At 51.5% G+C, this 24496-nt stretch carries 27 protein-coding genes and 1 riboswitch; of the genes, 10 read left to right on the plus strand and 17 right to left on the minus strand.

Annotated elements, in window-relative coordinates; all coding sequences use genetic code 11:
• Positions 1 to 97: 97 nt before the first annotated feature.
• The gene (locus R70723_RS26070; RefSeq protein ID WP_039876820.1) at positions 98 to 1822 is read left to right on the plus strand and encodes a CPBP family intramembrane glutamic endopeptidase; all 1725 of its coding nucleotides are present in this window, start codon (positions 98 to 100) and stop codon (positions 1820 to 1822) included.
• A gap of 275 nt (positions 1823 to 2097) precedes the next feature.
• On the opposite strand, the gene R70723_RS26075 is transcribed toward R70723_RS26070, so the two are convergent.
• From R70723_RS26075 to trxA, 3 genes are all read right to left on the minus strand, one after another.
• Positions 2098 to 2316: a hypothetical protein gene (locus R70723_RS26075; RefSeq protein ID WP_039876823.1), complete on the minus strand. Its 219-nt coding sequence runs from the start codon at positions 2314 to 2316 to the stop codon at positions 2098 to 2100.
• 170 nt (positions 2317 to 2486) lie between these two features.
• Positions 2487 to 4451 (minus strand): excinuclease ABC subunit UvrC, encoded by a 1965-nt coding sequence (gene uvrC, locus R70723_RS26080; RefSeq protein WP_039876826.1) that lies wholly within the window; start codon positions 4449 to 4451, stop codon positions 2487 to 2489.
• A gap of 149 nt (positions 4452 to 4600) precedes the next feature.
• A complete protein-coding gene (gene trxA / locus R70723_RS26085) occupies positions 4601 to 4918 on the minus strand; it encodes a thioredoxin (RefSeq protein ID WP_039876829.1) in 318 nt (105 codons plus the stop codon).
• Between the two features lie 348 nt (positions 4919 to 5266).
• On the opposite strand from trxA, the gene R70723_RS33615 reads away from it, so the two are divergent.
• Positions 5267 to 5425 (plus strand): YqzM family protein, encoded by a 159-nt coding sequence (locus R70723_RS33615; protein ID WP_144027162.1) that lies wholly within the window; start codon positions 5267 to 5269, stop codon positions 5423 to 5425.
• A 76-nt stretch (positions 5426 to 5501) separates the two neighbouring features.
• Here the strand turns inward: R70723_RS33615 and dnaI are convergent, their stop codons facing one another.
• The 3 genes from dnaI to R70723_RS26100 all read right to left on the minus strand — a co-directional run bounded on the left by dnaI (position 5502) and on the right by R70723_RS26100 (position 8599).
• A complete protein-coding gene (gene dnaI, locus R70723_RS26090) occupies positions 5502 to 6458 on the minus strand; it encodes a primosomal protein DnaI (RefSeq protein ID WP_039876831.1) in 957 nt (318 codons plus the stop codon).
• 18 nt (positions 6459 to 6476) lie between these two features.
• Positions 6477 to 8021: a replication initiation and membrane attachment family protein gene (locus tag R70723_RS26095; protein ID WP_039876834.1), complete on the minus strand. Its 1545-nt coding sequence runs from the start codon at positions 8019 to 8021 to the stop codon at positions 6477 to 6479.
• Positions 8022 to 8302: 281 nt separating this feature from the next.
• Positions 8303 to 8599 (minus strand): YuiB family protein, encoded by a 297-nt coding sequence (locus R70723_RS26100; RefSeq protein ID WP_039876836.1) that lies wholly within the window; start codon positions 8597 to 8599, stop codon positions 8303 to 8305.
• 259 nt (positions 8600 to 8858) lie between these two features.
• Between R70723_RS26100 and hemQ the strand changes: the two genes are divergently transcribed.
• Complete coding sequence (gene hemQ / locus R70723_RS26105) at positions 8859 to 9617, plus strand: hydrogen peroxide-dependent heme synthase (protein ID WP_039876839.1); 759 nt, start codon at positions 8859 to 8861, stop codon at positions 9615 to 9617.
• A 519-nt stretch (positions 9618 to 10136) separates the two neighbouring features.
• On the opposite strand, the gene R70723_RS26110 is transcribed toward hemQ, so the two are convergent.
• Both R70723_RS26110 and R70723_RS26115 read right to left on the minus strand, forming a co-directional pair.
• Positions 10137 to 10391 carry a hypothetical protein gene (locus tag R70723_RS26110; protein WP_039876841.1) on the minus strand — a complete coding sequence of 85 codons (255 nt, stop codon included), beginning with the start codon at positions 10389 to 10391 and terminating at the stop codon, positions 10137 to 10139.
• Between the two features lies 1 nt (position 10392).
• Entirely contained in the window at positions 10393 to 11586 is a 1194-nt protein-coding gene (locus R70723_RS26115) for an NAD(P)/FAD-dependent oxidoreductase (protein WP_039876843.1), read from the minus strand.
• A 326-nt stretch (positions 11587 to 11912) separates the two neighbouring features.
• On the opposite strand from R70723_RS26115, the gene R70723_RS26120 reads away from it, so the two are divergent.
• Complete coding sequence (locus R70723_RS26120; RefSeq protein ID WP_144027165.1) at positions 11913 to 12887, plus strand: NAD(P)/FAD-dependent oxidoreductase; 975 nt, start codon at positions 11913 to 11915, stop codon at positions 12885 to 12887.
• Positions 12888 to 13021: 134 nt separating this feature from the next.
• Here R70723_RS26120 and sda read toward each other — a convergent pair whose 3' ends face one another.
• Entirely contained in the window at positions 13022 to 13165 is a 144-nt protein-coding gene (sda, locus tag R70723_RS33095; RefSeq protein WP_144027164.1) for a sporulation histidine kinase inhibitor Sda, read from the minus strand.
• 325 nt (positions 13166 to 13490) lie between these two features.
• Positions 13491 to 14153 carry a YheC/YheD family protein gene (locus tag R70723_RS26125; protein WP_039876847.1) on the minus strand — a complete coding sequence of 221 codons (663 nt, stop codon included), beginning with the start codon at positions 14151 to 14153 and terminating at the stop codon, positions 13491 to 13493.
• 238 nt (positions 14154 to 14391) lie between these two features.
• On the opposite strand from R70723_RS26125, the gene R70723_RS26130 reads away from it, so the two are divergent.
• The 3 genes from R70723_RS26130 to R70723_RS26140 all read left to right on the plus strand — a co-directional run bounded on the left by R70723_RS26130 (position 14392) and on the right by R70723_RS26140 (position 16185).
• Complete coding sequence (locus R70723_RS26130) at positions 14392 to 14733, plus strand: DUF805 domain-containing protein (RefSeq protein WP_039876848.1); 342 nt, start codon at positions 14392 to 14394, stop codon at positions 14731 to 14733.
• 101 nt (positions 14734 to 14834) lie between these two features.
• Entirely contained in the window at positions 14835 to 15044 is a 210-nt protein-coding gene (locus R70723_RS26135; protein ID WP_039876850.1) for a hypothetical protein, read from the plus strand.
• 163 nt (positions 15045 to 15207) lie between these two features.
• The gene (locus R70723_RS26140; RefSeq protein WP_039876851.1) at positions 15208 to 16185 is read left to right on the plus strand and encodes a Gfo/Idh/MocA family protein; all 978 of its coding nucleotides are present in this window, start codon (positions 15208 to 15210) and stop codon (positions 16183 to 16185) included.
• Positions 16186 to 16201: 16 nt separating this feature from the next.
• Here the strand turns inward: R70723_RS26140 and R70723_RS26145 are convergent, their stop codons facing one another.
• Complete coding sequence (locus tag R70723_RS26145; RefSeq protein ID WP_039876854.1) at positions 16202 to 16651, minus strand: hypothetical protein; 450 nt, start codon at positions 16649 to 16651, stop codon at positions 16202 to 16204.
• A gap of 431 nt (positions 16652 to 17082) precedes the next feature.
• Positions 17083 to 17442 carry a HesB/IscA family protein gene (locus R70723_RS26150; protein ID WP_039876856.1) on the minus strand — a complete coding sequence of 120 codons (360 nt, stop codon included), beginning with the start codon at positions 17440 to 17442 and terminating at the stop codon, positions 17083 to 17085.
• A gap of 301 nt (positions 17443 to 17743) precedes the next feature.
• On the opposite strand from R70723_RS26150, the gene mqnE reads away from it, so the two are divergent.
• Positions 17744 to 18850: an aminofutalosine synthase MqnE gene (gene mqnE / locus R70723_RS26155; RefSeq protein WP_039876857.1), complete on the plus strand. Its 1107-nt coding sequence runs from the start codon at positions 17744 to 17746 to the stop codon at positions 18848 to 18850.
• Positions 18851 to 18919: 69 nt separating this feature from the next.
• Positions 18920 to 19981, plus strand: a complete 1062-nt coding sequence (locus tag R70723_RS26160; protein WP_039876861.1) for an NAD(P)/FAD-dependent oxidoreductase — start codon at positions 18920 to 18922, stop codon at positions 19979 to 19981.
• Between the two features lie 22 nt (positions 19982 to 20003).
• Here R70723_RS26160 and R70723_RS26165 read toward each other — a convergent pair whose 3' ends face one another.
• A complete protein-coding gene (locus R70723_RS26165) occupies positions 20004 to 20258 on the minus strand; it encodes a YuzB family protein (RefSeq protein ID WP_039876862.1) in 255 nt (84 codons plus the stop codon).
• An 82-nt stretch (positions 20259 to 20340) separates the two neighbouring features.
• On the opposite strand from R70723_RS26165, the gene R70723_RS26170 reads away from it, so the two are divergent.
• Positions 20341 to 20589 carry a NifU family protein gene (locus tag R70723_RS26170; protein ID WP_036701687.1) on the plus strand — a complete coding sequence of 83 codons (249 nt, stop codon included), beginning with the start codon at positions 20341 to 20343 and terminating at the stop codon, positions 20587 to 20589.
• 191 nt (positions 20590 to 20780) lie between these two features.
• Here R70723_RS26170 and R70723_RS26175 read toward each other — a convergent pair whose 3' ends face one another.
• The 4 genes from R70723_RS26175 to R70723_RS26190 form a co-directional block, all read right to left on the minus strand.
• Positions 20781 to 21659, minus strand: a complete 879-nt coding sequence (locus R70723_RS26175) for a MetQ/NlpA family ABC transporter substrate-binding protein (RefSeq protein ID WP_039876864.1) — start codon at positions 21657 to 21659, stop codon at positions 20781 to 20783.
• 54 nt (positions 21660 to 21713) lie between these two features.
• Entirely contained in the window at positions 21714 to 22382 is a 669-nt protein-coding gene (locus tag R70723_RS26180; protein WP_039876866.1) for a methionine ABC transporter permease, read from the minus strand.
• Entirely contained in the window at positions 22382 to 23398 is a 1017-nt protein-coding gene (locus R70723_RS26185; protein WP_039876868.1) for a methionine ABC transporter ATP-binding protein, read from the minus strand. Before R70723_RS26185 ends, R70723_RS26180 begins: the two co-directional genes overlap by 1 nt.
• 99 nt (positions 23399 to 23497) lie before the next feature.
• A riboswitch (SAM riboswitch) is annotated at positions 23498 to 23640 on the minus strand.
• A gap of 103 nt (positions 23641 to 23743) precedes the next feature.
• Complete coding sequence (locus R70723_RS26190) at positions 23744 to 24490, minus strand: Cthe_2314 family HEPN domain-containing protein (protein WP_039876872.1); 747 nt, start codon at positions 24488 to 24490, stop codon at positions 23744 to 23746.
• Positions 24491 to 24496 lie beyond the last annotated feature (6 nt).

Below are 24496 nucleotides of genomic sequence, written 5' to 3' on the forward strand. Positions count from 1 at the left end.
ATAGACAAGGGCGGCTTGCTTTTGTAACGTTCCTGCCCGTCCTTTATAATGAAACAGAATGCAATGACTGCAGAATAATCCATCAAGGAGGCGTTACATGAATCCCGTCGGCCAGCCCTTACAGCAGCGGCCCCTTTCAAAAAAACTTATCCTCGCAGGCATAATCGGTCTTATCGTATTTCTGATGTTCCAGGTGGTTCCGCAGCTGCTCAATGGCGGGGCCGCTACTGCCATCAGTAAGACTGAAGCCCGTGACAAGGCAGCTGCCTTTGCTGCAGAGCACCTGGGGCATGTCCAGAGCGATCAGGACCGGTGGACGGTAAGCTACCAGACTGATTCTTCCTTCTACGGCTATATGTCCCGTGAAAAGCTCCTGCAGAGCTACAATGACAACAAGCTGGATCAGCGGTATCCGTTCGATGTTTATCATGCCGTGCTCTATACTGCCGGAGCCGCAGATCCGCTGCTTGCCGTTGATCTTAATATGTACACAGGCGGGGTTACCGCCTTTGCCCGGAACGGCTATGCCCATGCCAGTGACGGCTGGGATTATGGCGATCCTCCCGGCCCGGGAACCTCCCGGGGCGTTTATCTTGAGGGCAGCGAGAACGGCGGACTGTCACTGCAGCAAAAGGAAGCCCTGGCCAGCCCTTGGCTTAAGCTGTGGGGCGCCAATCCGGCCAGGCTGCAGATTGAAGCGAATACGGACGGCTACGGGCTTGTATATTCGGACAGCTCGCTCCAGGTTGGCGAGTCTTCGCTGCAATATCAGTTTAATTATTTGAACGGGACCCTGTCTTATTTCCGTGCCGGCTTTGCTGCACCTGCCTGGCATGACAGCTACGTGGAGAACCAGACCTCACTGGCTAACAAGCTGACCCTGTTCGGCTACGCAGTGCCGACGCTGGCGCTCGGCCTTCTGGCGCTGATCTTCAGCATTCTGCGGCGGAGCCATACCTCTTTTGTACGTGGCATCACCTTAAGCTCGATTCATTTTACGATTATGATGATCAGCACCTATAACATGCTGCCTGAACCGGCCGTGGACACTGCGGAGTCCCGAATAACGTCTGTCCTTATGTTCATCATCTATGCCCTCTACAGCCTGCTGATGTCCTCCCTGCTCTACTTCTCCCTGGTGGGGGGCGACGGGCTGTGGCGTAAGGAGGAGGGCCTGAATCCCTGGCCGCGCGCCAAAGAGCCCGGCTACGGCAGGTATGTGCTGGACAGTCTGCGCGCGGGTTACGTATGGGCATTCGTTCTGCTTGGTGTGCAGACCGTCATGTTCATCATTCTCTCGTTAACGCTTGATAACTGGTCAACGACGGATGCCAGCCAGTCTCCATACAACATGAGATATGCCCTGCTGCTGCCGATTGTTGCTTGGCTTGCCGGCTTGTCCGAGGAGGCCGTCTACCGGCTGTTCGGAATCCGGATGCTCAAAAAGCTGGTCAAAAACACCTTCATCGCCTCCCTCATCACCACCGTGATCTGGGCCTTCGGGCACACGCTGTACCCGATCTATCCGGTTATTTCAAGACCGATTGAGCTGACTGTGATCGGGCTGCTGTTCAGTTATATTTTTCTGCGTTACGGCTTTATCGCGGTCATGTTCGCCCATGTGGTATTCGACAGCATCCTGATCGGTATGACCCTGATCTTCATGCAGGAGAGCGTCAATATCGCGGCGGGCATAATCACCATCATTCTGCCGTTCCTCGTTGGCTATATCGTGTACCGGTTCAATCCGCCGGACAGCACTAACCGCAAGGACCCGCAGGGTCCTGACGAGCCGCTCCAGCCCGCAGGATGGCTGAGCTAGGCTTCAGAGAATAAAAAAGGTGCTCCGCAGGCTGCTGTATATCCGGCAGTCTGACGGAGCACCTTTTTGTTCTGCAAAAAACCTTATTCTCCCGGCCGCCGGTCCCTCCCGCTTATCTCCGCTTAAAAAACCGGTCGTACAGCACCAAGGCAACCAGTATCGTAAACACCTCCATCAAAAACTCGGGCAGCAGCAGAAATATTAACTCCATAACCAGCCTCCTATTTTGGTTAATTTTGTATTATATATATTTCTTTTTAATATCCACCTATCCTTTATTTGCCTATTATTTCGCCGCTCCGCCCCGATTCGACGGAATCAAAGGCATTTTTGCCTTTCATTTCGCCGTTCAGCCCCGGTTCGGCTAAATCAAAGGCATTTGTGCCCTTCATTTCAACGTTCAGCCCTGATTCTGCTGAATCAGAGGCATTTTTGCCTTTCATTTCGCCGTTCAGCCCCGATATGGCTGAATCAAAGGCATTTTTGCCCTTCATTTGGCCGCTCAGCCCCGACTCGGCTGAATCAAAGGCATTTAGCCTTCATTTCACCATTCACCCCCCGGCTCGGCTGAATCAGAGGCACTGCCCTGCACTCTGCCGCTCCCGACAGCCGCCAAGCAAAAAAAAGCCGGCCCCAATGGGCCGGCCCGAATAAACACATATAATTACTCTTCCTCACTGTGAGCAACTGCCTCAACCGCGGTCTCCTCATCATTAAGCGCGGCCAGGATCTGCCCGGCCAGCTTCTCACCGATGGAGAGCACGCGGAAATCCTCAATAGACGCCTCCTTGATCTTCTTCAGTGAGCCGAAATGCTTGAGCAGCGCTTTACGCCGCTTTTCCCCGATGCCGGGGATCGAGTCCAGCTTTGAGGTCACCATCGATTTGCCGCGCTGCTCGCGGTGGAAGGTGATCGCGAAGCGGTGAACCTCATCCTGGATGCGCTGCAGCAGGTAGAACTCCTGGCTGTCCCGCGCCAGCGGCACCGGCTCGGCGGAATCCCCGATCAGGAGCTGCGCCGTCTTGTGCTTGTCATCCTTGACCAGGCCGCAGACAGGAATGTACAGTCCCAGCTCATTCTGCAGAATATCAATCGCTGAAGAGATCTGCCCCTTGCCGCCGTCGACCACTATCAGATCCGGCTGCGGCAGATCTTCCTTCAGCACCCGTTCATAGCGGCGGCGGATAACCTCGCGCATCGTCTCGTAATCGTCAGGGCCCTGTACGGTGCGGACCTTATACTTGCGGTATTCCTTGCGGGCAGGCTTGCCGTCAATGAACACGACCATCGCCGAGACCGGATTCGTTCCCTGGATGTTCGAGTTATCGAACGCTTCAATCCGGTTCAGCGATTCCAGGCCAAGGCTCTGGCCGAGGCTGAACGCCGCGCCCGAGGTCCGCTCCTCGTCCCGCTCTATCAGCCTGAACTTCTCGTCCAGTGCAACCCGGCTGTTCTGGCAGGCCATGCCGACCATCTGCTTCTTCAGCCCGCGCTGCGGCACCAGCACCTTGAGGCCCAGCCATTCCTGCAGGGCCGCAGCTCCGCTGGCCGCTTCCAGCGTTACAGCCGACGTAGCCTCATTCTCTGCCTCCGGCTCCCCGTCAACCTCGCTGTCCAGCTCTGCAGCCAGCCTGCCTGCCGTCACTGCTGCAGCCGCCGAGGCTCCGGATGGCTTCTCCGTGCCCTCGCTGACTTCCTCCGGCAGCAGAATTTCCTGCGGCAGAGCCGGATTGTCGCTGTAGTACTGCGTCACATACGACATGAAGTCGCTGTAAGCCTCCCCGTAGAAGGGGAATGCCGAAGAGTGGCGCTGGATCATTTTCCCCTGGCGCATATAAAGAATCTGCACACACATCCAGCCTTTGTCCACGGCATAGCCGAACACATCACGGTCCTTCGTATCCGCCGTATTAATCTTTTGCTTCTCCATCAGGGCATCGATGTGCATGATCTGGTCACGCAGCTCCTTAGCACGCTCGAAATACAGCTCCTCCGCGGCCTCCTGCATTTTTTGCTGCAGATCCTTTTTGACCGCCTCGTGGCCGCCGCTTAAGAATGACGATATATCGCGGATAATCTCATCGTATGCCGTCTTGGGCACTTCCTTCTCGCACGGGGCGAGGCACTGGCCCATATGGTAATAGAGACAGACCTCCTTGGGCATGACCCCGCATTTGCGCAGCGGATACATCCGGTCAAGCAGCTTCTTGGTCTGCTGGGCCGCATAAGAGTTCGGATACGGACCGAAATATTTAGCTTTATCTTTAAGCACCCGGCGTGTTACCTCAAGGCGCGGATGCGCTTCGTTCGTTATTTTGAGATAAGGAAAGGTCTTATCATCCTTCAAAAGCACGTTGTAACGCGGCATATGCTTCTTGATCAGATTGCACTCCAGAATGAGCGCCTCCATATTGCTGGAAGTAACTATATATTCAAAATCAACAATGCTCGCGACCAGACGCTGGGTTTTGCCGTTATGACTGCCTGTAAAATAAGAGCGGACGCGGTTCTTCAGCACCTTCGCCTTGCCCACGTAAATAATGGTGCCCTCTTCATTCTTCATCAGGTAGCACCCGGGCAGATCCGGCAGCAGCGCCAGCTTGTTGCGGATATTCTCGCTATAATCCATAATTTCTCCCCCACCTGTAACTTGCACATTCATGAAGCTGCCCCGGGTCAGCGGGACTGCTTACTACAGTAATTTTAACACACAAAACGCCCCCGGATAAACCGAAGGCGCTTTGTAATCAGATCTTATTCAGTAGTCAAAGCTACATTTTATTGATGTTTAGCTACGATATTCTTAAGGGAATCCTTGGAGTTCAGGCCGACAACCTTATCCACCGGCTGACCGTCTTTGAAGAAGATCAGGGTAGGGATGCTCATAACGCCGAAGCGGGAAGCTGTTTCCGGATTCTCATCCACATTCAGCTTAGCAATTTTGACGCTGTCTCCCAGCTCGGCGGACAATTCCTCGAGGATAGGGGAAAGCATTTTGCAAGGGCCGCACCAAGGCGCCCAGAAATCTACTACTACAGTACCCTGACCTTCAACTTCGCCTACAAAGGACTGGTCAGACACGTTAACGATAGCCATGATATTGTTCCTCCTTTAATTTTGCAGAGCTGCATCCGCCTCATTAGCGTGCGCTTGCTGAAACGAATTCACTCTGTAAGGTTAGCTGGAAAAATGCTTCATGTAATATGATAACCAGATTACCATTTACCGACACATCCCAAGTATAACATAGATACTGCGCTTTTGGGAAATGTTTTAGGCAATTACATTGTATAAAATCAATTATTTAGCAAAATCCAGCTTCTTTACAACAGGAATGAGACTACGTATACTTTAAGAAAACGCATTAATTGTCAATGACTTCCCTCACATGTATTACTGTAACCCATTGCAGTGCACACTTGCAAGCGCAAGGAGGAGAACGTATTGGAGCTCAATGCCAAGACACGTGACCCGCGGGAGCATGTTAATGAGGAGCCCCGCAACGATTTGGGTGATTTATTAACCGGCTTCATCGGAATGACCGGCTTTATGACACTGGTGTTCTTCGGAATGGTGATTGTGAAATTCGTATTTTTGGAGTGATGTTCGTCAAAATAAACAGCGGTGCAGGGATATCTTCATTCCTGCACCGCTGTTTTTGTATTGCTGAGCCAGCAGCCTAACGGTTTCTTCCCCGCTGATTCTCGCCGTGCAGCGGAATAACCTCGACAAAGGGAGCGATCCGGTCCATCAGCCGCTGTCCCTTGTGCTGCTCTTCCCCATCCTTACTGGTGAAGCTCAGATGCTTCTCCAGTCCGTCGAGCGGATAATTGGACGTATAAAAGGTTGGCTTGCGGTTCATCCGGTAATTTAGAATGGCCCCCAGCACATGGTCACGCGCCCACGGATTCAGATTTTCCGCACCGATATCATCGAAAATCAGCAGGTCGCAGTTTTTCAGTGTATCCACCGTTTCCTTTAGCTTTTGCCCGTCCAGCATAATCGACTTGAGATCCTCAATGAAATCCGGCATATAGACAATGACGCCGCTGTATCCGGCGACCGCCAGCTCATGGAGCAGATAGCACATCAGGAAGGTTTTGCCGGTGCCGAAGGTACCATGCAGATAAATCCCCTGCGGTGTAAGCCCGTCTTCCCTCACTCCGGTAATATAATCAAAAATTTTATTCACGGCAGAGGCCCGGCGCGGGTCCTTGCCCATAATATCCATCTCATCATAGCCGCCGTTCAGCACGCGTTCATCCACATAGAAGCTGCGGATCCGTCTGCGGATGCTGTCCTGATTATCCTGGGCAATCTTCAGGTTACAGGCTGTCTTGCGCTCAAATAAATCCGGCGTACCGTTTACACTCTCTACCGTAAGCTTGCTGTAATGACCCTGGAAATCATTCGGGCAATTCTCCAGGCCCGGACAGTTTGCACAATTCCGGCTCTCCCGCACATATTGGAACAATTGGCTCAGGTGAAGCTTCAGCCGCTGGTCATCCAGCTCTGGATGCTCGGCCTTCAGCTGCTGCACCAGTGGGTTACTCAGCAGGTTCTGCTCAAGATCGCGGGAACGCTGGCGCAGGGCCGGATTGTTCATCGAACGCAGCACTTCGCTCATCGACTCCATGGCTGCACCTCGCTTTCTTTACGGCGTCCTCAGGGCGCCCTTCTTCTTACTGGCCTTAATCTCGGCCGCTTTCTTCATCATCGCCGCGAATTCCTCTTCCGATACTGTGCCCGCGCTTCCGTCATCCAGCACAATCGGAATGTCCGGCTTCGCAGCACGTCCGCCCTTGTTATAGGTGCGCTGCCGCGTTCCTGAAGCTGCTCCGGCGGTACCGGAGGCAGACCCCTTTCCTTTGACCTTTGACTGGTCACGGATGTAGTGAACAGCCTTCTCGTAGGTATTCACCTGCTTGACCAGCATGTTCGAGGCTATCGCCTCCACAAAATTGCGGTTCATCCGCTGGTCGCCGCCGGAAGCCACCATTGTCATCAGATAATGGATCAGCACATTGATGACTTCACCGCTGAGCTTGTAGTTCAGATCTATTTTCTCGAAGATATCCATCAGCTGGCCCGGAACCGCCCCCGGAAAAAAGGTTTGCAGCAGCCGGGTATAAGGCTCGTTGCGCAGCATCATATTATATTGGTGTATATCGCATTTGGACAGGAATTGCGGAGGCACCTCGACATAATACTCCATCTCCACCGGCTGCTCCTGCGGAATCACCTGATCATCCAGGTCACCCGATGCCGCCGCACGCAGCGAGACGACCTTAGCCGCCGCAATCTCCCGTTTCTCCTGGCGCTTCATGTCCTGGCGGAAATGCTGGCTGGCACTATGCTGCAGTGTATCCAGAATAACCTCGCCGTCCGGTGTAAACATTCCGTCTTCATCCAGCAGCCGGCACAGGTCCTGCGGACCCAGATCATATTTGCGGGCCACATAGTTGATCACGCCCATCTGGGTATGGTCAAAGCGCAGCTTCTCCACATGGACCCGGTTCACCGACTCCCGCGGAAAACGCAGAATAATGTCGCTGTACCCGATAGCCGTTTCACTGCTTTCACTGAAGCCAGGCTGCTTCACTGTAGCTACTTCAGCCAGTGCCTGCTCCAGCTCATAATCTATAACATGGGTATTTAACTGGAAAATATCATAAAAGGGCAGGGAAATATTCTCTTTGAGGGCCGAGCGGCGGCTCCATTCCTCCGGTTCACGGCTCCAGAACTGCTCACGGAGCGACAGAACAGCAAATTTGCCGATCTTGTCACGCAGAAGCAGCGTCAGATGCTGGGTTGCAAAAAAATCAGCCGGAGACAGCGGCGGCAGCAGCTCGTACTCATACATATAATCATCATTCTCCGGCATATAGATCCGGCAGGTTGCAAGCAGCCCCACCGCCTCAAGCCGGGAAGCCTGGTCCACTAAATATTTGCGGCCTTTCTCGTTCGGTTCAACGCCAAGCGTCATAAACAGCCTGCGCTGCTGCTCTACAGCAGAGTAGCCGATCGATTCAGCAGGAATATGCTCAAACAGCAGCCTGTAAAGGCTGATTGCAAAGGCTCCTACCATCGGCTGATAGACCGAGCCCAGCATACGGGAATCAACATGGCTAAGACCGAATTCGCGGGAAACGCAGTACCGGTGATGTTCGGTGAAATGATGCAGGTTACTCATGCGCATCTGCGGATATCTCCCCCTTTTATATACGAATTCATACAGATTTCTATTCTATCACAAAACATCCGTTCGGAAATGTAAAAAAAGAACCAAATAACCCGGTTTTCGGCCTATTATCGACAACTTTTGAAATCTTGCTGAGGATAGCGAATAATAAGAGAAAGTCCGGTGCCGCATCTTTCCAGCCATCCTTCAAGTTATTCGGCCTTGTCCCCGAAAATGATAAAAAAACGGCCACACCGTCCCTTACAGGAACAGCAGCCGTCTATATGCAGTCTTGCTCTTTAGAACATCTTGTAGCCGCCCAGCCGCAGCTTCTGAATGGTCCAGCCGCTCAGCACAGCACCCGTAAGCCCGGCAATTCCGGTCAGATAATCAACGATGCGGAAGCTGCCGAGATGCTCCCAGAGCGTCATGGCATTGCGGTCCCAGATGGAATAGACCACCACAGGCAGGATAACAATCACGAACAGGTAGGCGGGGAACCAGGTTGTCTTCATTAACATGTTAAGGATAAAGCCAATGCCAAACATCATGACAAAGAACAACACGGCCAGAACAAATACAGGAAGAAATCCCATCCTACCGCCATCCCCTTTCTATAAATAACCGCACACCACTGCTTAATTAATAGTAAGTTTACTAGAAAAAATGTAACGAAGCAATGAACATTCTTGTCTTCCGAATCCGCTTTCAGCCAAAACAGCAGCCCCGCGTTTGCTCTTGCCCGTCCGCATGCGATACAATGCATATAGATTAACCGGATCATACATAGAAGCGTATGCTTTGGAACCGGATTTAACGCCTTTAGCTTATAACTTTTAAGGAGTGAGAACGAACATGAACGAAGCCGCTTTGACGCTGGAAGGCTGGTATGCCCTGCATGACTTCCGCTCAATCAACTGGACGGCCTGGACAGCTGCCGATGACGAGGAGCGCGCCGTAGCCCTGGAAGAGCTCCATGCCTTCATGGAGGAGTGGGGGCCGGTCGAGGAAGCCAAGGAAGGAAGCACTGCGGTGTACGCCATCGTCGGACAGAAGGCCGATTTCGTGATGATGTTTCTGCGGGAAAGCCTGGAAGCGCTGAACGCCCTTGAAACCGCCTTTAACAAAATTGCCTTTGCCCAATATACTACGAAGTCTTATTCTTATGTCAGTATCGTCGAGCTGAGCAACTATGCTGCAGGCGGAAGTGCCGGAGACGGCAGTGATCCGATGCAGAATCCGCATGTGGCGGCACGCCTGAAGCCGGTTCTGCCGCAGGCGAAGCATATCTGCTTCTACCCGATGAATAAGAAGCGCGAGCTGGCCGACAACTGGTATATGCTCGATATGAATAAACGCCGGGAGCTGATGCACTCGCACGGGCTGATCGGCCGCGGCTATGCCGGCAAGGTGAAGCAGATCATCACCGGCTCCGTCGGCTTTGACGACTGGGAATGGGGCGTAACCCTGTTTGCCGAGGATGCGCTGCAGTTCAAGAAGCTGGTGTACGAAATGCGCTTCGACGAGGTCAGCGCCCGCTACGGCGAGTTCGGCCCGTTCTATGTCGGCAACCTGCTGACACCGGAAAGCTTTGAAGAGCTGCTTAAGCTGTAATTTATGATAAGAGGATGGTTTCCTGCGGGAGACCCTCCTCTTTGGTTATGGTTGGCTGGCCTGGCCGATCCCCAGCAATAGTCTCAACGATTAATTGGATTTATGACACTTAATTCTTCGATTTCACTGGAATACTACTGATTAGTTGTAAAATCGACACTTATTTCAGCCTAAATTCCTCTTTGGACGTAAAAACAGTAAAATTAAGCATCTTTTTTCCAACTAACCCCTCAACTATATAGTTTCCCTGACAAATAGCTAACCTTTTTCGACTTAATCCAATTCCGCAGACTGCTTACGCCTCGATAGGGGACGTTTTTCCGAAAAGCTTTCAGGTGGAAACGTCTCAGCCTAACCGTTCTAAAGCCCGTTCCGCCGAAAAAAAAGACCGCCCCTGTCAAAGGTAGCGGTCTTTTTCTCTGCTGTTAGCCATTAACCGGCCGCCCTTAAAGGCGGCTATTGTAAACGGAGAGCCGTGTTAGCAGCCCGCCCTCCGTACCTTATTCATACTGTGTGAAGTTATTCGTCCTCATCATCATCCTCTGTGCGCAGGCTCTCCAGATACTCTGCCGTCGCCTTGTCGCGGGCCCGGCTCTTATCCTTCAGCCGCTCGATGGCGGGCTGAATAAGCAGATCAATCTCCTTCTGGACCGGGTAAGCCAGGTCATACCGGCTCTGATCCTCCAGATAAGATCCCACTTCGATCAGAGCGTTGTAACGGTCCAGCTCCTCACGCGTCAACAGCCCGCGGACTTGTACGCTGCAGTGGCGCATCCTAGAAGAACCTTCCCTTCTTCAGCACCAGCGGAATGCCGCCGATGATGAACAGGTAACGCATATCGACTACTTTTTTGAGCTGGGCTGCCGTCCAGCCCTTATAAGTCTTCTCGCCGACTACCGCAATGCCCTGGCCTTTGCCTAGTGAGGCTACTGTTCCCTTGTTGCTGAAGACGAACTTCTTCGGCTGCTGGCTGCGGATCGCCGCCACCAGATTGTGGGCACAGCACTCGCCCTGCTGCATCGCAATCTGTGCCGTCGGCGGGTACGGGCGTCCTTCCGGATTAATCATCAGGGAGCCGTCGCCAATGATAAAGATATTTTCATGCCCCGGCACACGCAGGTACTCATCCACCTTCACCCGTCCGCGCATGGCTTCAAAGCCTGCTGCTTCAATCAGCCGGTTCCCGCGGATGCCGCCGGTCCAGACAATCGTCGAGGCCTTGATTTCTTCACCGGTTGCGAGAATGACCCCGCCGGGCAGGCATTCCTTAATAGCCACGCCCATCTTGAAGGTAATCCCCTTCTTGGTCAGCACAGCCATCGCATGCTCAACCAGCTCAGGTGCGAAGCCCGGCAGTGCCGTAGGGGCAGCCTCTACGTTGTAGATATTAACGAGACTAGGGTCTACATCGTATTCCTTGCAGAGGGCAGGAATCCGGTCCGCCAGCTCAGCCACAAATTCAATGCCGCTGAAGCCCGCTCCGCCGACCACAAAGTTAATATGCTCCTGGGCGTTATTTTCGTTCTTATATTTGGCAAACTGATATTCAATATGCTCACGGATCAGCCGCACGGAGTTAATGCTGCGGATGGTCAGCGCATATTTATCAAGTCCGGGAATACCAAAGGTTTCCGGCTCGCCTCCGAGGGCAATGACAAGGTAGTCATACGAGAGCGTGCCGTCTTCAAGAATTACTTTTTTCTGTTGGGTACGGATTTCCTGCACGGAAGATTTCACGAGGTCGATCTTAAATTCGTCTATTAGTTTGGAGATAGATACGCGTGTATGTTCAATGCTGTCCGTTCCCGCAGCTGGCATATGCAGATGGGTAGTGAAATAATGATATTCATGGCGGTTAACCAGGGTCACATCAGCTTCATTATAATTCAAAGCTTTCTGCAGCCGCTGGGCGGTCAAAATACCTCCATATCCCGCGCCTAGGATGACAATTTTGGGAATACTGCTCATGTTCCGGCTCCTTCCAACAGGTGAATCTGTCTATGTGTTATTTTTTGTAAAATATTTTAGTTTCTTTTGTGAATTTATACACTTAAATTCGGAAGAATTTCCAATAAAACTTAAAGGATTTCTAAAATAACCATATCCATTGTAAACCTTAGTATCGTTTTAATCAAATATAATCATACAAAAAAACGTCACATCTTTCCGTCCATTTTAAGCCTTTGCAGGGTAGTCCCACAATGATTATAATGAGTAAGTACCTAAGTATGGCATTTTGAAACTATCAACTCGGAGGTGTAATAATAGTGACACTAGAGCAATCCGGCGTTCCTATGAGCGACCTGTTAATTATAGGCGGCGGTCCTGCCGGCATGTTTGCCGCCTTCTACGGCGGTATGCGCCAGGCGTCTGTAACCCTTATTGAAAGCATGCCCCAGCTGGGAGGCCAGCTAGCCGCGCTTTACCCGGAAAAATACATCTATGATGTGGCCGGTTTCCCGAAAATTACCGCACAGGAGCTGGTAGACAACCTGTCCCGGCAAATGGACCTGTTCCAGTCCAACATCTGTCTGGAAGAGAAGGTCGTATCTGTTGAGAAACGGGACGAACGCCACTTCGTAACAACTACTGATAAGGCGGAATACCACAGCAAGGCTGTTATTATTACAGCCGGCGTAGGCGCCTTTGAACCGCGCCGTCTGGAACTTCCGGAGGCAGCCCGGTTCGAGAAAGCCAATCTGCATTATTTCGTAAGTGACCTGAATGCCTTCCAGGGCAAGAAGGTGCTGATCAGCGGCGGCGGCGACTCGGCAGTCGACTGGGCTCTCATGCTTGAGCCGATCGCCGAGCAGGTTACGCTGATCCACCGCCGCGACAAGTTCCGCGCGCATGAGCACAGTGTAGAGAAGCTGATGGCTTCCAAGGTTAATGTAATTACCCCTTCAGAGATCACTGAGCTGCACGGGGAAGAATTCATTACCAAGGTAACCTTGTCCCACATTAAAACCAAGGAGACACAGGAAATTGAAGTGGACAGTGTTATCGTCAACTTCGGGTTTGTATCCTCTCTGGGTCCGATTGCACAGTGGGGAATTGAAATTGAGAGTAATTCCATCGTGGTGGATTCGCGTATGGAGACGAGCATTCCGGGCATTTTCGCCGCCGGTGACATTACTACTTATCCCGGCAAGCTGAAGCTGATTGCGGTGGGCTTCGGTGAAGCACCAACTGCCGTCAATAACGCCAAGGTCTATCTCGATCCGGATGCCAAGCTTTCACCGGGACACAGCAGTAATCTTAAGCTGTAATCATCCGTTACAGCGCATATAAATAATAAAAGGGTATCCTTTCAGGTTGATTCCACTCCAACTTGAAAAGATACCCTATTTTGTGCCGCTTGCGGTTAGACAGAGCAGCTGCTGCAGAAAATATACGATGTGTCTTAGTGCAAAACCGCATGTACTGGAGAGTGTAAGTTCCGTTTGCGAATTTCAGCGAGCAACAGAGCGATGAAATCATGCTCCAATTGTAGCTCTAACGCTCTTTGGTACGAGTCGAGCAGCATCTCATCCGATAATTCAACCACAACGTTCACCTACCTTTCCTTTGTTTGAATCTGAATCTATCATAGCAAACTATTATTAATCGAACAAGCGTTCTTAGTATCCACAGCCCACTGTGGAAATCCTGTGCATAATTTGTTAGTAAGGATAATAAATCCAATTCCTTCACAGTGGAATATGGGGATAATAGTTATGCACAGGGTATTTCCACCTTGTTGATATTAAAAAATTTTCCAGAACGTTCACAAAATTTAGAATTTAATACCTCATATTACCTCAAATTTGGAAATACTAAACGCAATTTTAGCTTATAGTTATCATTATCGTCAATTCCAAAAAAATGATTAATCATTTCGGTCTTGTGTTAACCTCAAGAATCCATATTTTCCCCCTGTGATCTACGGCGTAGTCAAATCCCAGCTCGCCGATCCCCGGAAAATGCCTTTCCAGCAGCTCGATACAGACATGCGTCAGCCGGCGCATTTCGGCTTTTTTGGCCGACGCGCTTATGCTTGGAAGTGAACGGCGCAGCCCATGCCGGCAGGTCATCATGGTTCCGCCTTTACAAAGGTTAGTTACGAATAACCCCGGACGCGCCAGTCTTCCCACCATCGAGCGGAATTCCCAGTGATCGCCGTTCTTCACAACCTTAACCCGGTAATCAATCGGACGCCCGGCAATCCGGGCAAGTGAGATGCCCTGCTGAATCATATAGCGCCGTCTCAGCTTCACTCTGTCAAGCGCACGCTTCATGGATCCAAAATCACGGTACATCCGGGTATGATGGTTGTAAGTGAACCCGTAGCCCCGGCTGTCCCGGAACACCTTGATTACACCATGTCCTCCACCGCCGACAATCGGTTTGATTACTACATTCCCGTATCTGCCCAGCATTGCTGACAGTCCGGCAGCGTTATATCCCTTCGTTCTCGGAATGTAACCGGCAACCCGTGAATCGCTGAGCAGCGCCTCGGTCTTCAGCCATTTGCTGGCCAGTTGTCTTCCCGCCATTGTCACCTCTCCTTTCGCAATCCCAGCCTACCCTATAGATTACTCAGAAAAGGAGCTGCCCTCCTGTATGATTGTCCGTGTAAAAGCCGCTCACAGCAAAAAAGGGCATATGGCTCCAGGCCTTATGTCCACGTGAATTTGTCCTGCCAGCAAATGATTGTACAAGATGACGCTGTACCGCATATAATTTTTGTAAAATACGGAAACAGAGCCGTATAAACAGGGAGGATCACTCTGCATGGAATGGTATCTGAATGCGATAAGAAACTATTTTAATTTCTCAGGAAGAGCTAGACGTATTGAATTCTGGATGTTTGCAGTAATTAACTTTCTAATCGGATTTCTGCTCGTGTTTATGGAGGCAGTTTTTGAACCAGCCCCTATAATTAGGTCGGTCTATTACTGGTTCATTCTAATCCCCTCCTGGGCTCTTCTGGTCCGCCGGCTGCATGATAGCGGAAGAACAGGCTTTTGGATTCTGCTTGCCCTGATCCCCTATCTCGGGTACCTGATCTTATTTATTTTCGCCTGCCTGGACAGCGAGGGCAATAACCGGTACGGCCCAAGTCAAAAGTACTGATATTTGTTATAAAAATCTTATAAACCCGCTCTATGCCAGCCTCCTCCCGCTGGAATTTCTTTGATGTTCAATGTATGATTACCGGGAGAGGGGGCTTTCTTATGGCTCAATTATTCGAGGTCTTGTACTGGTTCGCGATGATCGGCATGTCTGTCGTTCTGGCAGGTACTACTATCCTTGTCTGCGCACTCGGCTTCAGATTTATCCGCAGCCGCCGCCGGCTTCTCGGTGCAGGCTGCATTGCTTTTTCCCTCGCTGCTGCCGCCCTGATTGTCTTTATGATCAATTATAAATTCATCAGCCCTGCTTGAGCAGCTTGTTCAGGAACACTATATACTCTATGTAGAATCCTGCAGACGGCTTGTGCAAACAGACCGGCCGAACCGCTCAAAACTTTTTTTCTACTATTATAATACTCTATTTATACTACATATATGAGATAGCTGGCCTTGTTTGCCGGAAGGGGATATGTACATGGACAAAAAGATTAACTGGGGGATTATCGGCTGCGGTGATGTGACCGAGGTCAAGAGCGGACCTGCGCTGCAGAAGGCAGAAGGCTCACAGCTTGCCGCCGTCATGCGCCGTAACGCAGAGCTTGCAGCAGACTATGCCCGGCGGCACGGCGTACCGCGCTGGTATTCCGGCGCAGCCGAGCTTATCTCAGATCCCGGCGTAGATGCCGTGTATATAGCAACGCCGCCTTCTACGCATATGGAATACACCTTAGCCGCGACAAAGGCCGGCAAGCCTGTCTACGTCGAGAAGCCGATGGGCCTTAATACGGCAGAATGCGAGACTATGCTGGCTGCTTGTGAACAGGCTGGCGTTCCGCTGTATGTGGCTTATTATCGTAGGGCACTGCCCCGGTTCCGCAGGATTAAGGAATGGCTGGATGTGGGGGCCATTGGCGAGCCCCGGTTTGTACGCACCATGCATATGACCAAACCGCTCGAAGCTTCAGGCAGGAATAACTGGCGGGTGGATCCGGCTATTTCCGGCGGCGGCCTGTTTCTGGACGTGGGCAGCCATACACTGGATCTGCTGGATTTCCTGCTCGGTCCGGTTACAGATGCGGCTGGACATGCCTCTAATCTTGGAAGCTCTTATGCGCCTGAGGATACTGTCTCCGGGCGGTACCGGTTTGAATCCGGTATCCACGGGACGGGGATCTGGTGCTTCAATGCCTACACGAACGAGGATGTGACTGAGATTGTAGGCAGCCTGGGCAGCATCACCTTCTCAACCTTCGCGGACCGGCCGGTCATCCTGCGGACAGAGAACGGGGAGCAGCCGGAATTCATTCCCCACCCGGCGCATATCCAGCAGCCGCTAATCCAGTCCATTACCGATGAGCTGCTTGGACGCGGGACAGCCCTCAGCACGGGCCTGACTGCCATCCGTACCAGCCGCGTTATGGATGAGCTGGTGAAGAACTATAAGGGGCATTAATGCCCCTTCTTGATATTCAGCTTTTATTGTCATCTATACCCAGAAGGGCCTGCAGCTCCGCTTCCCTTTTTTTCAGATATAAATAATACTCCGCCCGCTCAAATATCTGCATATGATCAAATATAATCATATAGTGATATTTTTCATCGCCTGACTGCAGCAAATGTTCTATATATTCGATTGTCGCCTCAAAATAGCTCGTATCCACATTTTCCCCGTAATCCCTGATAGTCTGCCTAAATACCGTCAATTGCAGCGGGATATGGGAGATTATTTCTCTGTACAAGTCCGGATCTGCTTGCAGCTTCATTTCACTCCTGGCACGTAACAGCTCCCATTGTACCTTGAACCATTCATGATATGGATGAACCGCCGAATAGAGAGGCTCATAAAAAATCAAATCCCTCTGCAGCTCCAGCAGCTCTCTCCGGGCCTTTTTGCGCTTTATGTACCTGAATGTCAGCATCTTAGCATCCCCCTGAGTTATACAGTGGTTCACTTCCGCCGGATTACCCCTAACGGACCCAGATGATCTTATTCCTGGCAAAGCCGGATTATTATCAGACTATCGGACACCATCGACCTTATTTACTTAAAAATCGCCTCGGCCATGGTCATTATACATTAATAAGGGCACTACGGTCCGTTAGCCTAGTATAATGAGCCCTATACAGAAAATAACGCCGCTGTGGTCCGTTAGCAGCTGACCGTTTACACCCCGTCTCAGATAGAGACAGGGCGGATACACCCTCCCTGCACCACAATAACACTCAAGACGGGTGATCGGATTTCCTCCTGTAAACAAAAAACCTCCCGAAAGTGTATTCTGCTACACATTCCAAGAGGTCAGATTTTAGATTATAGTGTGTTAAAGTTCCTTGACTTCTTAAGCTTTGCTTAGCAAGGCTCAGCCGCCGGATTCCCTGCTTCTTCCTTCGTTCGGAACGAAGACCCGCAGCCGCAGGTAACTGTGGCGTTAGGATTGTGGATGGTGAACCCGCCGGTCATGCCGGATTCCTCGAAGTCGATCTCCAGGCCGTTCAGGTAACGAATGTCGTCCTTGCTGACCACTACCTTGAGCCCCTCAACATCCATGTAAACATCCTGCTCGGTCTCATTATCGTCAAATCCCATAGCATATGAGAAACCGCTGCAGCCGCCGGCAGTTACGCCAAGGCGAAGGAACATGTTAGGCACTTCCTGGTCAGCCAGCATTGTCTTGAGCTGTCCGGCCGCTGTATTACTGATTGTAATCATAGTCTAGCCTCCTAAAAGTTATATGATGTCATAAGCCTTCCGGCTAAAAGTTATACTCTATATAAAATTCAGTATACTCCACTCCGCTCCTACGCTCAAGTCATAACTCCCGCAGCCCCGGCGGCCAAACAGGAAAATGCTAACTTCCCAGGGCGGTTGCTCACCTTTGGAGAGAGGTTTATAATAGGTTAAGCGATGATCTGTAAAATTCGGAAATTTGTCACGGAGGCTGGTTGCCTCTTTCTTTATTTTTATTCATGGACCGCCGGTTCAGGAAGTCTAACCTTCAGGAGGAATTTGTATGTCTACACTTATAACCCCGCACACCGATGCCAGAATGGCGGACATTATTGAAAAAGTACGCGGCGGCGAACGATTGAATCTGGAAGACGGCGTTTATTTATATGAAAGCGATGACCTCTTGACGATCGGCCAGCTTGCTAATGAGGTCAATCTGCGCAAGAACGGGAAAAAGGTCTATTTTATCGAAAATATGAGCCTCTATTTCACCAATGTCTGCGAATCCCGGTGCGCCTTCTGCAATTTCCGCAAGGATGACGGCGAAGAGGGGGCTTACACCCTGTCAGGCCCTGAAATGGTGCAATATGTCGAACAGCATATCCACCCGGGAGTCCGCGAATTCCACATTGTCGGCGGCCATAATGATAAGGTGCCCTTCCAGTATTACGTTGATTCACTCAAGGCGCTGAATGAACGGTTCCCTGAGGTGACCCTTAAGGCTTATACGGCGGCAGAGATTGATTTCTTCACCCGTATCAGCGGACTCAGCATCCGCGAAGTGCTGGAGCAGCTGCGTGAAGCAGGACTGAAGTCGCTGACCGGCGGCGGAGCGGAGATTCTCTCCGACCAGTACCGCAAAAAAATGCGTGTCGATAAAGCGAACGTTGAAGAATACCTGGAGGTTCACCGCACCGCCCACAAGATGGGCATGAGAACCCACACAACAATGCTGTACGGCTCAATCGAATCGCGCGAGGACCGTATCCGCCATATGCTGCAAATCCGCGAGCTGCAGGACGAAACGAACGGCTTTATGGTGTTCATTCCGCTGTCCATGCAGCCTAAGAACCGCAATGCGGGCATTATGCGCCGCAACTCTGCCTATGAGGATCTCAAGACCATTGCTGTCAGCCGTCTGATGCTCGACAATTTCGATCACATCAAGGCTTACTTCATTAATATAGGCGTACAGCTGACCCAGGTTGCCATGAGCTTCGGCGCATCCGATGTACACGGTACCATCCTGAAGGAACGGATCAGCCATGCTGCCGGAGCATTAACACCGGAGGGCATGACACGAGAAGAGCTGATCTGGCTCGTCAAAGGCGCCGGACGTATTCCAGTCGAGCGGGATACCTTCTACAACGAAGTCAAGGTCTACGAATAGAATAGAAAAGCGTTACTGTGCCTGTTGCAATGCCATATTACAGCCATATGTGAAAGGAAGACTGGTCTCATGAGAACACTACTTGTCCTTGGCGGCGGCTACGGCGGCCTTGCCCTGATCCAGGAATTGCTCAATCACCATCTGCCCCACGATGTGGAAATTGTTTTGATTGACCGGATGCCTTATCAGGGAATCAAGACCGAATATTATGCGCTTGCCGCAGGTACTGTGAACGACTATCATCTGCGCATCCAGTTTCCCGTGCATCCCCGTTTGACCGTACGCTACGGCGAGGTAGGCTCGATTGATCTGGACAGCGGGCTTATTTTTCTTGAATCAGGTGAGCCGGTTCCTTATGATATTCTGGCTATAGCGCTTGGGTGTACAGATAACTATCACGGTATCGCGGGTGCTGAGCAGCATACCTGCAGTATTCAGAGCTTCTCGGCTACCAGAGAGACTTACCGCCGGCTCAATGACGTTAAGCCTTACGGATCAGTGAATATTGTAGGCGGAGGACTCAGCGGTGTGGAGATGGCTGCAGAGCTGCGCGAGAGCCGTCCCGACCTCAACATCCGGATCCTTGACCGCGGGGAGCGTGTCCTGTCCGCTTTTCCGGCCAAGCTGTCCCGGTATGTGGAGGAATGGTTCAGCGAGCATCAGGTCGAGACGCTGGGCCGCATCTCCGTGTCCCACGTTGAAAACGGTGCCGTCTTTAACGGCACCGAGGCGATCGCTGCAGATGTAACGGTATGGACAGCAGGTATACAGCCGGTCAAGGTAGTACAGCAGCTTGAGCTGCCCAAAGACCGCAGCGGCCGGCTTATAATCGGCCCTCACTCCGACATAGCCGATTATCCGGAGGTATATGTGATCGGCGACTGTGCCAGCCTGCCCTTTGCACCAAGCGCACAGGCGGCAGGCGCCCAAGGGGAGCAGGTAGCGTATATTCTCCGTTCCCTGTGGCGGGGTGAGACCCCGAGGCTTCATGCAATTAAGCTAAAGGGAACACTCGGTTCCCTGGGCAAAAATGCCGGGTTCGGCCTGATGGGCCGCCGCTCGGTAATGGGGCGTGTTCCCCGCCTGCTGAAGAGCGGAGTGCTCTGGATGTCCAAGCGGCATTTCGGCTGAGCTGAGTGCATCAAGTGGAGCGCTAGTCCAGATCAAGGCTGTCCCAGGCTTCCTGCTCCTTAATGGCAGCCTCTATGGCCTGCTCCAGCTCCTCCGGGGAATCCGCTTCAATGATCTCGCCGTCAACCATGGCGAACGGTCTCAGATAGCATTCCCCGCAGTTATTCAGACAGCCGTATTCTACAACATCATATTCGGGATTCTGTTCCAGCTTGTTCATAAGCGGTCCTGTCCCGTGCCCGATATTACTGGCACAAAATTCAATAATTGGCCTCATGTTGTTCTCCTTATTCTGTGCTAACCATTTTATTTTTTAACTTTTTGTACTATAATAAGTTTACGAAAGGAGTGATTGAGAAATGAGTGAGAATGTACAAAGCGCCACCATGTATGATGAGGTTCTGGAAGTACTCGATAAACTTCGTCCGTTCCTGCAGCGCGATGGCGGCGACGTGGAATTGATCGACGTTGAAGACGGCATCGTTAAGCTGAAGCTTATGGGCGCCTGCGGCAGCTGCCCGAGCTCCACGATCACGCTGAAAGCCGGGATCGAACGCGCCCTGATTGAAGAAGTAGAAGGCGTAGAAGAAGTTGTCCAAGTATTCTAATCCCATTTTATACCGTCCCGCTTCCTGAATAAGGGGGCGGGATTTTTTCTATTATAGAGGAATTCCTCCGGTGCCACAACCCGGGTGCTTTTGCCAGAAGCCTGAGCCAAAAAGAGGCTGCCCCGCAAGGTCATCAAATGACCTGTCCGGGACAGCCTCTTATACATTACGAAGCTGTGTAGATCAGCAGCTTAAAACGCAGGGATAATGGCACCTTCGTATTTCTCTTCGATGAATGCTTTAGCTTCTGCGGAGTTCAGGGCAGCAGCCAGCTTCTGGATTGCATCGGAATCCTTATTGTCAGGACGGGCTACCAGCAGGTTGGCGTAAGGGGAATCTGCACCCTCGATGAACAGGGCATCCTTCGTTGGAACCAGGCCGGCTTCAAGCGCAAAGTTAGTGTTGATCAGTGCAATGTCTACTTCATCCAGCTGGCGCGGCAGCATTGCTGCATCCAGTTCAATGATTTCCAGGTTCTTAGGGTTTTCAGTAATGTCTGCTTTGGTTGTAGTGATGTTAGTGTCATCCTTCAGCGTGATCAGGCCGTTCTTAGCCAGCAGGATCAGTGCGCGTCCGCCGTTGGTTGCATCGTTCGGGATTGCTACTTTTGCACCGTCAGCCAGTTCGTCAACGGATTTGATTTTTTTGGAATACGCGCCGAATGGCTCAACGTGAACTGCAGTTACAGATACAAGGTCCGAACCGTTCTTTGTATTCTGGTCATCAAGGTATGGCTTGTGCTGGAAGAAGTTCGCATCCAGTGCTTTCTCGGCCAGCTGTGTGTTAGGCAGGATGTAGTCAGTGAATTCTTTAACTTCCAGCTTGATGCCCTGTGCTTCAAGCAGCGGAGCAATAGCATTCAGAATTTCGGCATGCGGTACAGGAGAAGCACCGATAACAAGCGTTACCGGATCAGCGGCAGGCTCTGTAGTCGGCTCAGCGGAAGCATCAGCTGCCGGAGCGTTAGTTGCTGCAGAGTTCGCAGCGTTATTAGCAGTGTTATTGTTGCCGCAGGCTGCCAGCACCAATACCAGGGTCAAGCTAAAGAACGTCAGTAGTACTTTTTTCATCTGTAAATCCCCCTCTAAAATGTGTTTATGAATAAGGCTATATTTGGAAGTACCTTATTTCCGGGTAAAATATTGAACCAGCCTGTCACCGGCCATCTGGAGCAGCTGAACTAGTATAACCATCAGCACTACAGAGATAATCATGACTTCCTTCTCATAACGGTAATAACCGTAGCGGATCGCCAGGTCACCAAGACCGCCGCCGCCGATCATCCCCGACATTGCGGTATAGGAGACGAGGGTTACCAGAGTAATCGTCACTCCGGCAAGCAAGCCTGGACGGGCTTCCGGCAATAGCACCCGCATGACAATCTGGCCTGTAGAAGCCCCCATGCCCTGTGCCGCTTCGATAACCCCGCGGTCTACCTCACGCAGCGACGTCTCCACCAGTCTGGCAAAGAACGGGGCCGCACCGATAACCAGCGCCGGAATCGTTCCGAGCACCCCGATCGAAGTGCCCATAATCGTCTTGCTCAGCGGGATCAGGGCTACCATCAGAATCAGGAATGGAACAGAACGCAGGATATTTACAACCAGCGATAATACCGAGTAAATAACTCTGATAATAGGGTTATTTGATCTTCCCCATAAATATAACACAATTCCGAGTGGTAAACCAAGAATAATTGTGAAAATTCCGGAATACGCCAACATTTTTAATGTGGCGCCGGATGCATCCACCATTTCCTGCCAGTTAATATCATTAAAATTAAGACCGCCCATCAGGAAATCACCTCCACATCGAGTCCTTGTGCCGCCAGTTTAGTAAGCGTAGCATTAATTGCCCCCGGCTCGCCTTCAAACCGGACAATCAGCTGGCCATAAGGCACATCTTTGATGGTTGAGATCGTACCCTGCAGGATGGCAAAGCTGACGCCGGTTTCGCGTACAACCTCAGACAAGGTGGATTCATAGGTTTTTTGCCCCAGAAAGGTAATCTTAACCGCCTGTGCATTCTCTCTGCTGCCTGCTTCCAGAGCAGCTCTCAGCGGACCGTCCTGTTGGGCTTCACTGCGGATGAAATCCTTGGTCACCTCATGCTTGGGCTTCAGGAATACCTCAGCTACTTCCCCCTGCTCCACAATGCCGCCGCCGTGAATAACGGCTACCCGGTCGCAGATGCTCTGGATGACATGCATCTCATGGGTGATCAGTACAATCGTCAAATGGAATTTACGGTTAATATCCAGCAGCAGCCGCAGGATGGAATCGGTTGTCTGCGGGTCCAGCGCCGAGGTGGCCTCGTCACACAGCAGCACATCAGGATCGCTGGCAAGCGCACGGGCAACGCCGACACGCTGCTTTTGTCCGCCGGAGAGCTGGGCCGGATATTTGCCTGCATGGTTCTCCAGGCCGACCAGTACCAGCAGCTCCTTCACCTTTTGATCAATCTGTGCCTTGGGTGTGCCGGCGAGCCTCAGCGGGAACGCGATATTGTCATACACCGTAGCAGAGGACAGCAAATTGAAGTGCTGAAAGATCATGCCGATCTTGCGCCGTTTCTCCTGCAGCTGCCCCTTGCCGAGAGCGGTAAGCTCAACACCGTCTACCCATACCTCGCCGGAGGTCGGGCGCTCCAGCAGGTTGATACAGCGGATCAGCGTGCTTTTACCGGCACCGGAATGGCCGATTACCCCGAAGATTTCACCCTTTTTAATGGACAGATTCAAGCCCGAGAGCGCTGTTGCGGCTTTGCTGCCCTTTCCGTATACCTTGGTCAACTCTTTCAGCTCTATCAATTTCCGTCGTTCCCCCTTTATTCTGGTGCCATTTAAATCAAAAAGCCCCTTCCGATCATTGCAGATCGCAAGAGGCCCTGTGCGTTTAGTTACAATGCCATCTCATCTGCCAACGCCCGCATCCGTGCGGCATTGTAGGAATTAGCACCATGACATTTGCAGGCAGCGCAGAATTAAAGGGCTGTACACAAATCGGTTGCCGGGCTTCATCGGGCCTATCCCTCCGCCGCTCTCGATAAGAAAATATACAATTATTAAGCAATACTTGTCGCTAAATGTAAGAATATAATGCAAGCCTAAGTATAGTGAGTTTGTGCTTTTTTGTCAAAGGAAGATTTTGTCGCTTTAACGTGCTTCTGTCCCGGCGTGTTTATTAGCCATAGCCTTGTTTTTATGCCATTGCTCATTGCTGTAACGGAAGGCTGCGCATAAAGATTTACAGACCATTTCTACCCCCTGCTTCAGATCCTCCAGATGACTGTCGACATCCTCAAGCCTTATTTTGTCATGAAGGCCCTGATGCCTCTGCCACAGATCATCCTGCATTTCGGCGTTCATGTAATGAATCTCGGCGTTGCGGCGCTTCCGCAGATTGTGCAGCGGCTCCCGGTAGGAATTTTTGATGTTCTCCAACTCATCCGCCAGCGGACTATGCGTTTTAAGCAGCTGAAACTGCCTAAGCACCGTGAAATAGGAGAAGTGGGCCTTGTTCTGGCTTGTATTCAAGCCGTACAGGCTGTTCAGGACTGTTCCCAGCTTGTCCAGCAGTGAGAAGACACGGATAAAGCCGTTTTTATAAAAATAAACATAACGCGCGTAATCCCCCTGCTCCTCCACCGTCATGTCATCCATGTACCCGGCGACGACCTTTTTCCGGTAAAATGCTGCTGCGAAGCAGCTCTGCTCCAGCTCATCCAGCGAGGAAATCAGGCCGCGTGTCCAGATCTCCAGCTTGCGGTATTCATGGTCATGATCTTCATGGTCGTTCATTTCCCTGCGCAGCATGGACGCTACCCGTGCCATGTTGTCCATCGCTTCGGCCAGCACCCCGCTGTTGCTGCGCGGCGGCTCTCCCAGTAGTATCCGCAGCATGACTTG

This window comes from Paenibacillus sp. FSL R7-0273 (assembly GCF_000758625.1).
Lineage (GTDB): Bacteria > Bacillota > Bacilli > Paenibacillales > Paenibacillaceae > Paenibacillus_AQ.